This window comes from Enterobacter mori (assembly GCF_025244905.1).
Classification (GTDB): Bacteria; Pseudomonadota; Gammaproteobacteria; order Enterobacterales; family Enterobacteriaceae; genus Enterobacter; species Enterobacter mori_A.
Map to the genome: position 1 here is coordinate 3,530,127 of NZ_CP104285.1, position 11,571 is coordinate 3,541,697.

Consider the following 11,571-nt stretch of genomic DNA (forward strand, 5'->3'; position numbering starts at 1 on the left):
GTATATAAAACCAGTTTATACTGTATGAAAACACAGTTATGGTTTTTCATACAGGAAAACAATTATGCTGGCACAACTGACCATCAGCAACTTTGCCATTGTTCGTGAACTTGAGATCGATTTCCACAGCGGCATGACGGCGATCACCGGGGAAACCGGTGCAGGTAAATCTATTGCCATTGATGCCCTCGGCTTGTGCCTTGGGGGCCGCGCAGAGGGTGATATGGTGCGCCGGGGCGCAACCCGTGCCGACCTGTGCGCCCGCTTCGCCCTGAAAGACACCCCTGCAGCCCTGCGCTGGCTGGAAGCGAACCAGCTCGAAGACGGACGTGAGTGTTTACTCCGCCGTGTCATCAGCTGCGACGGTCGTTCCCGCGGTTTTATCAACGGTACAGCGGTCCCCCTCTCCCAGCTTCGCGAGCTTGGTCAACTGCTTATCCAGATCCACGGTCAGCACGCGCATCAGCAGTTAATTAAACACGAGCAGCAGAAAGCCCTTCTTGATGGCTACGCTGGTGAGTACGCGCTTACTCAGCTTATGACAGAGCACTATCGCCAGTGGCACCAGAGCTGCCGTGAACTCGCTCAGCACCAGCAGCAAAGCCAGGAGCGCGCCGCCCGTGCGGAACTGCTGGCGTACCAGCTTAAAGAGCTGAACGAATTCAACCCGCAGGCGGGTGAGTTTGAGCAAATCGACGAAGAGTACAAACGTCTGGCGAACAGCGGCCATTTACTTTCAACCAGCCAAAACGCGCTCAACATGCTGGCAGATGGCGAAGACGTAAATCTGCAGAGCCAGTTGTATAACGTCCGTCAACTGGTTACCGAACTGGTCGGGATGGACAGTAAACTCTCTGGCGTCCTGGATATGCTGGAAGAAGCGGCCATTCAGATCTCCGAAGCGGGTGATGAACTGCGCCACTACTGTGAACGTCTGGATCTCGACCCGAACCGTTTGTTTGAGCTTGAGCAGCGTATATCCCGTCAGATCTCACTGGCACGTAAGCACCACGTCACGCCGGAGGAGCTGCCAGCCTTTTATCAGTCTCTCCTTGATGAACAACACCAGCTCGACGATCAGGCTGATTCACTGGAAACGCTGTCTCTGGCGGTAAACCTGCATCATCAGCAGGCGCTGGCAACGGCGAAACAGCTGCATGATATCCGTCAGCACTATGCGCAGGAGTTAAGCCAGCACATCACCGACAGCATGCACACCCTGGCGATGCCGCACGGCGTGTTCAGTATTGATGTTCGCTTCGAAGAGAGCCACCTGACTGCGGAAGGCGCGGATCGCATCGAATTCCGCGTCACCACGAACCCAGGTCAGCCACTGCAGGCCATCTCTAAAGTCGCCTCCGGCGGCGAACTGTCGCGTATTGCACTGGCGATTCAGGTGATTACCGCGCGTAAAATGGAAACTCCGGCGCTGATTTTCGATGAAGTGGATGTAGGGATCAGTGGTCCGACAGCTGCCGTTGTAGGCAAACTGTTGCGCCAGCTGGGCGAATCAACTCAGGTGATGTGTGTCACCCACCTTCCACAGGTAGCTGGCTGTGGTCATCATCACTTTATCGTCAGCAAAGAGACGGATGGTGAAATGACCGAAACACACATGAAACCGCTCGATAAACGCGCGCGTCTGCAGGAGCTGGCGCGCCTGCTCGGTGGTAGCGAAGTCACCCGCAACACGCTCGCGAATGCGAAAGAACTGCTGGCGGCATAAACTTTTTCGGGATCTCAGAGTCATAGAGAACAACAAAAACGCCGCCAGACCGGTTTCAAAGTGGGGCAAGGTCTATTATCATCGGCATATTACATATGAGCCGCGTTCTGCTCGGGCCCGAAAAGGAATCAAATCACTATGCGTTGTAAAATGCTGACCGCTGCCGCAGCGGTTCTTCTGATGTTGACCGCAGGCTGTTCCACTCTGGAGAAAGTGGTTTACCGTCCTGACATCAACCAGGGGAACTACCTTACCCCTAACGATGTGTCCAAAATCCGCGTGGGGATGACACAACAGCAGGTCGCTTATGCACTGGGAACCCCGATGATGTCCGATCCGTTCGGTACTAACACCTGGTTCTATGTATTCCGTCAGCAGCCAGGCCACGAAGACGTGACCCAGCAAACCCTGACGTTGACCTTCAGCAGCGCCGGTGTCTTAACCAACATCGACAACAAGCCTGCCCTGACCAAGTAATCAGGTGTCAGAAATGCAAAAAGGTGCTCATTGAGCACCTTTTTGTATCTGAGTTCTTACGAAGAATCGTAGCCCCGGTAAGCACAGCGCCACCGGGGAAGAAAGTGCTACTTACCCGATTTCTCCGCACGCTGACGACGCAGCTCTTTCGGGTCAGCAATCAGCGGGCGATAAATCTCTACCCGGTCGCCCTCTTTCAATACGTCGCCAAGTTTCACCGGACGACTGTAAATCCCGACCTTATTCTTCGCCAGGTCGATATCGCTGCGAAGCTCAAGGATGCCGGAAGCGCGAATAGCCGCCTCGACGGTGGCCCCCTCTTCCAGCGTCACGCGCTGCAGATACTGCTTTTCCGGCAGCGCATACACCACTTCCACCGCAATCTTATGCGACACTGTAAACCTCTTTGGCGCGGGTCGTGAACGCCTGAACCATGTTAGATGCCAGCTCTTTGAAGATGCGGCCAAACGCCAGCTCAATAAGCTTATTGGTAAATTCGAAATCCAGCTGGAATTCGATGCGACAGGCATCTGCGCTCAGCGGCGTAAACTTCCAGCCGCCCATCAGGGTCTTAAACGGACCATCCACCAGATGCATCAAAATACTCTGATTATCGGTCAGCGTATTGCGGGTGGTGAACGTCTTGCTGATCCCCGCTTTGGAGACATCCACCGCCGCCGTCATCTGCGTTGGGCCGGATTCCAGAACACGACTCCCGGTGCACCCGGGGATAAATTCAGGATAAGACTGAACGTCGTTCACTAACTGGTACATTTGTTCCGCGCTGTAAGGCACAAGCGCAGTACGGCTAATCTGAGGCATAGCATTTTCCATGGTCACACAACGGACAAATAATAACATTTATCACCTGTTAAAAAAACGCTAAGCCTCATCTCGTGCTAATATAGCGCGTTAGACCTCACAGGACGCAATGAGGTGACTTTTTGAAATCAGATTACCGACGGCTTTACGACACTTATGACGAAGAAAAAAGCACATAAACCAGGATCGGCGACCATTGCGCAAAACAAGCGTGCTCGCCACGAGTATTTCATTGAAGAAGAATTCGAAGCAGGCCTTGCACTGCAGGGCTGGGAAGTAAAATCGCTGCGCGCGGGTAAAGCGAACATTGGCGACAGCTACGTGATCCTGAAAGACGGCGAAGCTTTCCTGTTCGGTGCGAACTTTACGCCGCTGACCGTCGCCTCTTCACACTACGTATGCGACCCAACGCGTACGCGTAAACTGCTGCTGAACAAGCGTGAGCTGGAATCTCTTTACGGGCGTATCAACCGTGAAGGCTTTACCGTTGTTGCGCTCTCTATGTACTGGAAAAATGCCTGGTGCAAAGTGAAAATCGGCGTGGCGAAAGGTAAAAAACAGCACGACAAACGTACTGACCTGAAAGAGCGCGAATGGCAGTTGGATAAAGCGCGTATCATGAAAAACGCAGGACGTTGATTCTGCACACTTATTGTACTATTCAATAAGTTAGCGTTTCGGGCTGGTATCCAGTAAGTGAAATCTGGTATACTCAGTCTAACACTATTGGGGCTGATTCTGGATTCGACGGGATTTGCGAAACCCAAGGTGCATGCCGAGGGGCGGTTTGCCTCGTAAAAAGCCGCAAAAAAATAGTCGCAAACGACGAAAACTACGCTTTAGCAGCTTAATAACCTGCTAAGAGCCCTCTCTCCCTAGCTTCCGCTCTTAAGACGGGGATAAAGAGAGGTCAAACCCAAAAGAGATCGCGCGGATGCCCTGCCTGGGGTTGAAGTGCTAAAACTAATCAGGCTAGTTCGTTAGTGGCGTGTCTGTCCGCAGCTGGCGTGCGAATGTAAAGACAAACTAAGCATGTAGTACCGAGGATGTAGAAATTTCGGACGCGGGTTCAACTCCCGCCAGCTCCACCAAAATTCTCCATCGGCGATCACCAGAGTCGACTGATGAAGTCCTGAAAGCCCGCACGGCGCAAGCCCTGCGGGCTTTTTTGTGTCTGCAGTTACTCTGGATTGATGGTTTACCTTACGAAAAAGAACCTGCCACCTGCGTATGTTACGAAAGCATTCAGGTAGAAGTAGCCTGCTATTTACTTGTGATAAAACAATCTACTTCATCCATAACACCATCACTTCGTGGCAGACCGGTTTTGATGCCAGACCGTTCTACTACCGACCCGAAGGTCGGTAGATGTTATTACTCCCATTACCACGCGTAAGCTTCAGGTGCTTCCCCGCCCGGTCCTGGCCAGATGGCATCCAGTTTTTTCAGCGTTTCAGGGGTCAAGGTTACGCAAAGCGCATTGAGATTCTGGCGAAGCTGTTCAACCGTGCGTGGCCCGCTGAGCACGCTGGTGACGACCGGATTTTGAAGTAACCAGGCAAGCGCAACGTCAGGCGGTGTTTCACCTATTTCATCGCAAAGCTGCTCCCAGGCTTCCAGCTGCGGCCGCAGATGATTGATTCGCGCCTGCATATGCGGTGCGGCCCTGCGCCCCTCCGCCATTTTACGCAGTACGCCGCCCAGCATCCCCATCCCTACCGGGCTCCAGGGAATCAAGCCAATGCCGTAATGGCGCAGTGCCGGAATGACCTCCAGCTCAACCGTGCGCTGGGTCAGATTGTACAGGCTCTGCTCAGATGCCAGCCCCAGCAGGTTACGTGCGTCAGCCTTACATTGTGCGGTAGCAATGTCCCAGCCAGCAAAGTTACTGCTGCCCACGTAGCTGATTTTTCCCTCGCGGATCAACTGTTCCATAGCCTGCCAGATCTCCTCCCAGGGGGTGTTCCGGTCGATATGGTGCATCTGGTAGAGATCGATATGATCTGTTTTGAGCCTTTTCAGGCTGGCTTCACATGCCCGGCGAATATGGTAAGCGGACAGATATTTATCGTTCGGGCCCGTATCCATCGGCTGATAAACTTTTGTAGCCAGCACGATCCGGTCACGCTGGCCGCCGCGCGCCAGCCAGTTGCCGATGATCTCTTCGGATGTCCCGTACCCCTTTGCCATATCCGGCGACTGCGGCCCGCCGTAAACATCGGCGGTATCGAAAAAGTTGATACCCGCATCCACAGCCTCATCCATGATCCTGAAACTGGTTGGCTCATCCGTCAGTTCACCGAAGTTCATGGTCCCGAGACCGATGCGGCTCACCCGCAGGCCAGTTCGGCCCAGATGTTTATAGTTCATGTCGCATACTCCTTAACTGAACGTGTTATTTCAGGTTCTTACGGAAAAAGTCTGTCAGTTTGTCGAAGGGGATCACGTCCGTGCGGTCATACAGATCGACGTGCCCTGCCCCCGGGACGACATACAGTTCTTTAGGCTGAGCAGCGCGTTTGTAAGCGTCCTCGCTGAATTCTTTCGAATGGGCCTGCTCGCCGGTAATAAAGAGCATCGGACGCGGTGAAATGGTTTCAATATCGTTAAACGGGTAGAAGTTCATAAACTTGCCGATACTGCTCAGCATCGGTTTTGTCGTGAGTTCTTCTTTCTCGCCCTGCGGGGTGTAGCCGCCGCGTTCAGTGCGGTAGAAATCAAAGAACTCACGTTGAATTTCCGGCGTGGAAGCGTCCAGTTTGTTCACGGTGCCCGGAATGTACGCAGTCTCTCCCCTCTTAAACTCGGCAAACCGCTGCTCAATGGCCGACTGGATGAAGGCCTTACGCTGTTCCAGCGTCTGGGAATGGTTAAGGCCGTTACGGAACGCGGATCCCATGTCATACATGCTGACGGTGGCGATGGCTTTCATACGCGGGTCAATTTTTGCGGCGCTGACAACGAAGCTCCCACTGCCGCAGATGCCCAGCACGCCGATGTTCTTCGGATCAACAAACGGTTGTGTACTGAGGAAATCAACCGCCGCGCTGAAATCATCTGCGTAAATCTCCGGTGAAATCAGGTGCCCCGGCTTGCCTTCACTTTCTCCCCAGAACGAGAGATCGATAGCCAGCGTGACAAAACCCTGCTCCGCCAGCTTCTGCGCATACAGGTTTGAACTCTGTTCTTTGACCGCGCCCATCGGGTGGCCCACGACGATCGCCGGGGTTTTGGCGTTCTGATCGATCGTTTTCGGGATAAACAAATTGCCGACCACGTTCATCTGATACTGGTTTTTAAAGGCGACTTTCTGCTGCGTCACCTTTTCGCTTTTATAAAAGTTATCCGCGCCTCTGGACATATCCGCCGCGGAGGCGGCAAATGCACTGATGAGCATCCCCAGGGCTAACGAAAATTTATTCATGATGGTTTCCTTGTCAGGACGAGTGTGATGAATGGCCACCGGCAGACGCGTCTGCTCGTGAGGTCAGGAAAATCAATACGGTTGCGGTAATCAGCATCCCTGCGCTGGCCAGGAAGGTACTCTGGTAGCCGTGATGGTCGAAAAGCAGGCCGCCCACCGTCGAACCCAGCGCAATGGAAAGTTGCACCATCGCCACCATCAGCCCGCCGCCCGCTTCGGCATCCTGGGGGAACGTGCGTGGAACCCATGCCCACCATCCCACGGGCGCGGCGGTTGAAATCAGCCCCCACAGCCCGAGCAACGCCGTTACGATGACCGCCTGGCTGCCGAAGGCGATCAGGGCCAGCGCGACGATCGCCATTAGCACCGGGATCGCCATCAGGGTCGGGTAGAATCCGCGCGTCAACACCCGGCCAATCAGCGTCGTGCCGATGAAGCCCCCAATGCCGATGACCAGCAGGATGAGGGTCACCGCTGAGGCGTCCACCTTCGTAATCGCCTCAAGGAAAGGCCGGATATAGGTAAAGAGCGTGAATTGCCCCATAAAGAAGATCCCAACGCCCATCATGCCCAGCGTGACCACCCGGCGGCGAAACAGCGTGAAGACGTTGCCAGTCCCCAGAGGCCGTCGGGTAACCGGCATGGAGGGCAGGCTGAGCAATTGCCAGATAAACGCGACGATGGCTACGGGCAACAGGCAGAAGAAGGCTCCCCGCCAGCCGATGACCGAACCCAGCCAGCTGCCCAAAGGGGCTGCCACAACGGTTGCCAGCGCATTGCCGCCGTTGAAAATAGCCAGCGCCAGCGGAACGCGATGTACCGGCACCAGACGCATAGCCGTCGCCGCCGACATCGACCAGAACCCGCCGACCACAATGCCAATCAGGGCCCGGCCCGTCATATAGGTCAGGTAGTTGTGTGCCAGCGCAATGACGGCTCCGGAAAGCGCCATGATGCACGTCAGGCCGAGCAGCAGAGTTTTCCGGTTAAGCGTGCCAGCCAGCCGGGATATGAACAGGCTGGTCACCACCGCAAACGCGCCGGAAATAGCGATCCCCTGCCCGGCCAAGCCTTCGGTGACGTTCAGGGACTGCGCCATCGGCGTCAGGAGACTGACCGGCATAAATTCGGAGGCGATCAGGACGAAGACGCACAGCGTCATAGCAAACACGCCGCTCCAGTGAGCCTGTTGTTTTTCACTTACTCCGTTTTTGATTCCGGTTTCGGTTTTCTGATTACGCATTTAGCCTTTCTTTTCTGTTGGTAGTGCGATGCCCTCCCCGGGACTCCAGGGATCAGGAACGTCGTAAAATGGAAACGATCGTTATGGCATCAACGGCGCTTCACGATGCATGCTTTGCCTGTCGTTTAGCGTTGACTTTTTCATCGCATAATTGTTACCAATAGGTAGCGGCGAAACTAGCTAATGAATGCTTAATAGCCTTATAAGTAAAATTTATAAATTGACCGGAAACAAACATGGCCAGACGCAACCTCAACGATTTACTCTCTTTCGTCACCGTGGCGCGGGAAGGCAGTTTTACGCGTGCCGCCGCGCAGCTTGGCGTGACGCAGCCCGCGCTGAGCCAGGCAATTTCCGGGCTGGAAGAGCGAATGCAAATCCGCCTGCTGACGCGGACCACTCGCAGCGTCTCCCCGACGGCCGCAGGCGAGCGCCTGCTGCAGTCGGTGGGCCATCGTATTGACGAGATAGAGGCTGAGCTGGACATGCTGACCGAACTGCGGGACAAACCCGCGGGGACGGTGCGCATCACCTGCGGGCCGAACGTGCTGAAAACGACTCTGCTGCCCAAGCTGACGCCGCTACTGCGCGAATATCCGGATATCCATATCGAGTTCGATGCTAACCACGGGTTCCGGGACATCGTGGCGGATCGGTTTGATGCGGGCGTGCGGCTTGGCGATACGATCGATAAAGATATGATAGCGATGCCCATCGGCCCGAAACTGCGTATGGCGGCGGCGGCCTCGCCAGATTATTTCGAGCGATACCCGGTGCCGCAAACGCCTCATGATCTAACGCAGCATCAGTGTATTAATATGCGCATGGTCCGCTCCGGTGGGATTTACGTCTGGGAATTTGATCATAAGGGAGGAGAGCTGAACGTCCGGGTTAACGGACAGCTGACGTTTAATACGTCGGAACATGTTGTCGACGCCGCGCTGGCAGGGTTAGGCATCGCCTTTTTACCCGAAGAGGAGTTCGGCCCACACATCAAAGAGGGCCGTCTCGTACGCGTGCTTGAGTCCTGGTGTCATCCATTTCCGGGCTACTATCTTTATTATCCCAGCCGCAAGCAGCCTTCCCCGGCCTTTTCACTTGTTGTTGATGCGCTGCGCATTAAGCGGAAAAGCTTATTCACTTAACTATTTTTCTTAAAATCTTCTGCAATAAGCTTCGGAATAAATTCACGTACGTCATACCGTGCAAAACCGGGATAATAGCAGTCTTCCTCCAGAATGGACTGTAATTCATCCTTACCGCTTACCTGAGCGAAAATAACCCCCGCATGAGCGTCAGTGTCAATATAGGGGCCAAGCATCAGAAATTTTCCATTATTAAAATATTTTTCCAGCCATCTTACGTGAGCCGGAAACATTTCATTCTGAGTTTGTTCGGTTACATCAGAATTCACCGTGATATTAATTATAAACATTAGTAACCCTTATAAGCTGTCAGTACAGAATTGTTCGAACCGGATCAGGCAATGTTGCTTCTGATAGCCTCAAGCAGGCGGGCAGCATGTTCACGAGCAGAATGTCTTTGGGCAGACCGTTTTTCTTCATCTTCCCGGCCTGTGTAACTCACGCCATGCGTATAGATAGCGCCCGCATAATCAAGATTGCACAGTGCTGCCGTTGTCTCAAACTGGGACAAATATTCTTCAATTGTATGGCCAAAGAAACCGGACGCAGCGTAGGCCACTTCCGGCGCGCCAGTTGTGAAAGAAAGCAGAAGCTTTTTACCGCCAAGCTTTGCCGTTGAGCCGTGTGCAAACCCGTGAACAAATACTTCATCCACCCATAACTTCATAATACCGGGCAGTGAATACCATGAGAAAGGGAACTGCCAGACAATCAAATCGGCGTCTAATAACGCCTGCTGTTCGGCATTAATATCAAACTGGTAGGCAGGATAAAGCGCATCGAGACGTCGAATATTTACGTCCGGTAATGCCCTGGCGACCTCATCAAGGATCGTAGCATTCGCCAGGGAGGCGTTAAGATTCGGATGACCTGAAACAATAAGCACATTTTTCATTAGATTGTTACCTGTAATATGCTGAATAAATACTGAAACCACCGTCCACGGTGATATCAGAACCCGTGATGAAGCAAGCTTCATCGGATGCCTGGCAGGCCACCGCAGGGGCAATATCCTGCGGAGTCCCAAAATGTCCGAGCGGCGCCGGTAGCCAATATAGATAGTTCACGAAAGCGCGAGTAGACTGCATTAGTCACCTAAACTATTAACCAGAAGTTAATAATGGATAACGCAACTTACGGTCAGCTGACCATCTTTCACGTTATTGCCCGCGAGGGGAGCATTTCTGCTGCAGCACGAAAGCTGAGCGTGACGACGCCTTCCGTCAGTAAGTCACTGAGGCTTCTTGAAGCTAAAACCGGCGTTCCGTTATTTACGCGTACCACACGGAGAATCAGTCTTACTGAAGCAGGAAGGAATCTGTTACTGAAAACAAAAGATGCGATCGCCACGCTAGATCTGGCGATGGAAGACATCCAGAGTCTGGGTGAAATTCCTGCAGGGCCAGTCAGGATCACGCTCTCTCGCTTCGCCTACCAACTCATCGTAAAACCCCGACTTGCCGAATTCACCCTGGCCTATCCGGACATACAACTGGAGCTATCCATTAATGACGGCGCGGTCAGTCTTGTTGAGGAGGGCTTCGATCTGGGGGTTCGTTTTGGGGATACGGTCAGCGAAGGGATGGTCGTGAAAAAAATCCATCCGGCATTCAAAATGGGCCTTTACGCTTCAGAAGCTTATCTCAGACAATATGGCCTGCCTGAACAGCCTGGCGATCTCACTGACCACCGGTTAATCACCTACAGGTTTACCACCTCGAATCGCCTTTCACCCTTACAGCTCGTTGAAGATGGCCTGTCCATAACCCCTGAGATCGCGCCAGTGATGATCTGTAACGACATTGACGCCGTATGCGATGCAGTCAGGGCCGGCATTGGTATTGGTCGTATTTTTGAACCCCTGCATGCCGGTATGGCGGACTCCCGGGATCTTAAACCCATACTGCAGGAATACTGGCCAATGTATCCGGCGGTGTATTTTTACTATCTGCAGAATACACAGCGAGTGAAGCGGGTGCAGGCAGTTATCAACTTCTTTGATTGCGCTAAAAAAAATCAGTAAGTATTTCGTCCTGGTACCAGGGGGTTATCATCTGAAAGAAAGTGACATTCAATATCAAATCTGGCACGCAGCATACGACCTACATGAGCCAGGGCCCGAGCGGAAGTTCAATCTTTTTTGTCAGCCCCTCGGGGATTATTTCCGCTGTCCCGAAGATAATAGCGCCTTCGCGGCATCCATTCTTTTACAGTTTTTTCCTAAAGCCGCTTCGCTTCATCTGTGACATGCTGAATCACGCTCATAACCGATAACGTTAAATGAGGATATTATGAAAAAAACAATTATTGCATTATCTGCTGTTCTGCTGGCTTCCCCAGTTTTTGCTGCGACCACACATGCAACTGACGACACTGTCGCTGCGGCGAAAGCGAACGCCAACGACGCGAAGCAAAAACTGCACGAAGAGCAGAACAAAGGTGAAGAACTGAAGCTGAAACAGAAGCATGCTGCGGAAGGTAAAAGCGAAAGCGTTGGCAGCAAGGTCAGCGAAGACACCCAGAAAGCCTGGCATAAAACCAAAGAAGGCACAGAGAAGGGGTGGGATGCCACCAAAGAGGGTGCTGAGAAAGGCTGGAATAAAACCAAAGAAGGTGCCAGCGCTCTTGAAAAAAAAGTGACTGAGTAATTGTCACTCCCACGATAAGGCCGCTTTTGCGGCCTTTTTTATTTACCCCTGTTCCTCTCTGATAATTCACTACGTCGATAGCAGAA

Annotated in this window: 14 protein-coding genes and 1 other RNA gene; 7 read left to right on the top strand and 8 right to left on the bottom strand. The window is 53.0% G+C overall.

All coding sequences use genetic code 11. From position 1 onward, the window contains the following. Positions 1–64: 64 nt before the first annotated feature. Both recN and bamE read left to right on the top strand, forming a co-directional pair. The gene (gene recN / locus N2K86_RS16605; protein WP_260659322.1) at positions 65–1,726 is read left to right on the top strand and encodes a DNA repair protein RecN; all 1,662 of its coding nucleotides are present in this window, start codon (positions 65–67) and stop codon (positions 1,724–1,726) included. 138 nt (positions 1,727–1,864) lie between these two features. Beyond that, positions 1,865–2,203 (top strand): outer membrane protein assembly factor BamE, encoded by a 339-nt coding sequence (gene bamE, locus N2K86_RS16610; RefSeq protein ID WP_014884883.1) that lies wholly within the window; start codon positions 1,865–1,867, stop codon positions 2,201–2,203. Between the two features lie 107 nt (positions 2,204–2,310). On the opposite strand, the gene N2K86_RS16615 is transcribed toward bamE, so the two are convergent. Next, positions 2,311–2,598, bottom strand: coding sequence for an RnfH family protein (locus tag N2K86_RS16615; RefSeq protein ID WP_025759268.1), 288 nt, complete (start codon positions 2,596–2,598; stop codon positions 2,311–2,313). Continuing rightward, positions 2,588–3,025 carry a type II toxin-antitoxin system RatA family toxin gene (locus N2K86_RS16620; protein ID WP_010434164.1) on the bottom strand — a complete coding sequence of 146 codons (438 nt, stop codon included), beginning with the start codon at positions 3,023–3,025 and terminating at the stop codon, positions 2,588–2,590. Before N2K86_RS16620 ends, N2K86_RS16615 begins: the two co-directional genes overlap by 11 nt. A 156-nt stretch (positions 3,026–3,181) precedes the next feature. Between N2K86_RS16620 and smpB the strand changes: the two genes are divergently transcribed. Next, positions 3,182–3,664, top strand: a complete 483-nt coding sequence (smpB, locus tag N2K86_RS16625) for an SsrA-binding protein SmpB (RefSeq protein ID WP_006178063.1) — start codon at positions 3,182–3,184, stop codon at positions 3,662–3,664. Positions 3,665–3,753: 89 nt separating this feature from the next. Beyond that, positions 3,754–4,116: a transfer-messenger RNA gene (gene ssrA, locus N2K86_RS16630) on the top strand. 292 nt (positions 4,117–4,408) lie between these two features. Here the strand turns inward: ssrA and N2K86_RS16635 are convergent. From N2K86_RS16635 to N2K86_RS16645, 3 genes are read right to left on the bottom strand one after another with little or no spacing between them, the layout of a single operon-like run. Beyond that, positions 4,409–5,395, bottom strand: coding sequence for an aldo/keto reductase (locus N2K86_RS16635; protein WP_260659323.1), 987 nt, complete (start codon positions 5,393–5,395; stop codon positions 4,409–4,411). A gap of 25 nt (positions 5,396–5,420) precedes the next feature. After that, positions 5,421–6,449 (bottom strand): alpha/beta hydrolase, encoded by a 1,029-nt coding sequence (locus tag N2K86_RS16640; RefSeq protein WP_260659324.1) that lies wholly within the window; start codon positions 6,447–6,449, stop codon positions 5,421–5,423. Between the two features lie 13 nt (positions 6,450–6,462). Then, the gene (locus N2K86_RS16645) at positions 6,463–7,692 is read right to left on the bottom strand and encodes an MFS transporter (RefSeq protein WP_260659325.1); all 1,230 of its coding nucleotides are present in this window, start codon (positions 7,690–7,692) and stop codon (positions 6,463–6,465) included. Positions 7,693–7,928: 236 nt separating this feature from the next. On the opposite strand from N2K86_RS16645, the gene N2K86_RS16650 reads away from it, so the two are divergent. Then, positions 7,929–8,837 carry a LysR family transcriptional regulator gene (locus N2K86_RS16650; RefSeq protein WP_260659326.1) on the top strand — a complete coding sequence of 303 codons (909 nt, stop codon included), beginning with the start codon at positions 7,929–7,931 and terminating at the stop codon, positions 8,835–8,837. Here N2K86_RS16650 and N2K86_RS16655 read toward each other — a convergent pair. From N2K86_RS16655 to N2K86_RS22675, 3 genes are read right to left on the bottom strand one after another with little or no spacing between them, the layout of a single operon-like run. Further along, positions 8,834–9,127: a YciI family protein gene (locus tag N2K86_RS16655; protein WP_260659327.1), complete on the bottom strand. Its 294-nt coding sequence runs from the start codon at positions 9,125–9,127 to the stop codon at positions 8,834–8,836. The two genes, N2K86_RS16650 and N2K86_RS16655, sit on opposite strands and share 4 nt — an antisense overlap. A gap of 44 nt (positions 9,128–9,171) precedes the next feature. Continuing rightward, positions 9,172–9,732: an NAD(P)H-dependent oxidoreductase gene (locus tag N2K86_RS16660; RefSeq protein ID WP_260661708.1), complete on the bottom strand. Its 561-nt coding sequence runs from the start codon at positions 9,730–9,732 to the stop codon at positions 9,172–9,174. A 7-nt stretch (positions 9,733–9,739) separates the two neighbouring features. Next, positions 9,740–9,925, bottom strand: a complete 186-nt coding sequence (locus N2K86_RS22675) for an SDR family oxidoreductase (protein WP_407065243.1) — start codon at positions 9,923–9,925, stop codon at positions 9,740–9,742. Between the two features lie 32 nt (positions 9,926–9,957). On the opposite strand from N2K86_RS22675, the gene N2K86_RS16665 reads away from it, so the two are divergent. Next, a complete protein-coding gene (locus N2K86_RS16665) occupies positions 9,958–10,860 on the top strand; it encodes a LysR family transcriptional regulator (RefSeq protein WP_260659328.1) in 903 nt (300 codons plus the stop codon). Between the two features lie 268 nt (positions 10,861–11,128). Further along, positions 11,129–11,485 carry a hypothetical protein gene (locus tag N2K86_RS16670; RefSeq protein ID WP_260659329.1) on the top strand — a complete coding sequence of 119 codons (357 nt, stop codon included), beginning with the start codon at positions 11,129–11,131 and terminating at the stop codon, positions 11,483–11,485. Positions 11,486–11,571: the final 86 nt, after the last annotated feature.

Bases quoted from the DNA above. Each gene is read 5' to 3' on its own strand.
- recN (WP_260659322.1), top strand. From the start codon at position 65: ATGCTGGCACAACTGACCATCAGCAACTTTGCCATTGTTCGTGAACTT.
- bamE (WP_014884883.1), top strand. From the start codon at position 1,865: ATGCGTTGTAAAATGCTGACCGCTGCCGCAGCGGTTCTTCTGATGTTG.
- N2K86_RS16620 (WP_010434164.1), bottom strand. From the start codon at position 3,025: ATGCCTCAGATTAGCCGTACTGCGCTTGTGCCTTACAGCGCGGAACAA.
- smpB (WP_006178063.1), top strand. From the start codon at position 3,182: ATGACGAAGAAAAAAGCACATAAACCAGGATCGGCGACCATTGCGCAA.
- N2K86_RS16635 (WP_260659323.1), bottom strand. From the start codon at position 5,395: ATGAACTATAAACATCTGGGCCGAACTGGCCTGCGGGTGAGCCGCATC.
- N2K86_RS16640 (WP_260659324.1), bottom strand. From the start codon at position 6,449: ATGAATAAATTTTCGTTAGCCCTGGGGATGCTCATCAGTGCATTTGCC.
- N2K86_RS16645 (WP_260659325.1), bottom strand. From the start codon at position 7,692: ATGCGTAATCAGAAAACCGAAACCGGAATCAAAAACGGAGTAAGTGAA.
- N2K86_RS16650 (WP_260659326.1), top strand. From the start codon at position 7,929: ATGGCCAGACGCAACCTCAACGATTTACTCTCTTTCGTCACCGTGGCG.
- N2K86_RS16655 (WP_260659327.1), bottom strand. From the start codon at position 9,127: ATGTTTATAATTAATATCACGGTGAATTCTGATGTAACCGAACAAACT.
- N2K86_RS16660 (WP_260661708.1), bottom strand. From the start codon at position 9,732: ATGAAAAATGTGCTTATTGTTTCAGGTCATCCGAATCTTAACGCCTCC.
- N2K86_RS22675 (WP_407065243.1), bottom strand. From the start codon at position 9,925: ATGCAGTCTACTCGCGCTTTCGTGAACTATCTATATTGGCTACCGGCG.
- N2K86_RS16665 (WP_260659328.1), top strand. From the start codon at position 9,958: ATGGATAACGCAACTTACGGTCAGCTGACCATCTTTCACGTTATTGCC.
- N2K86_RS16670 (WP_260659329.1), top strand. From the start codon at position 11,129: ATGAAAAAAACAATTATTGCATTATCTGCTGTTCTGCTGGCTTCCCCA.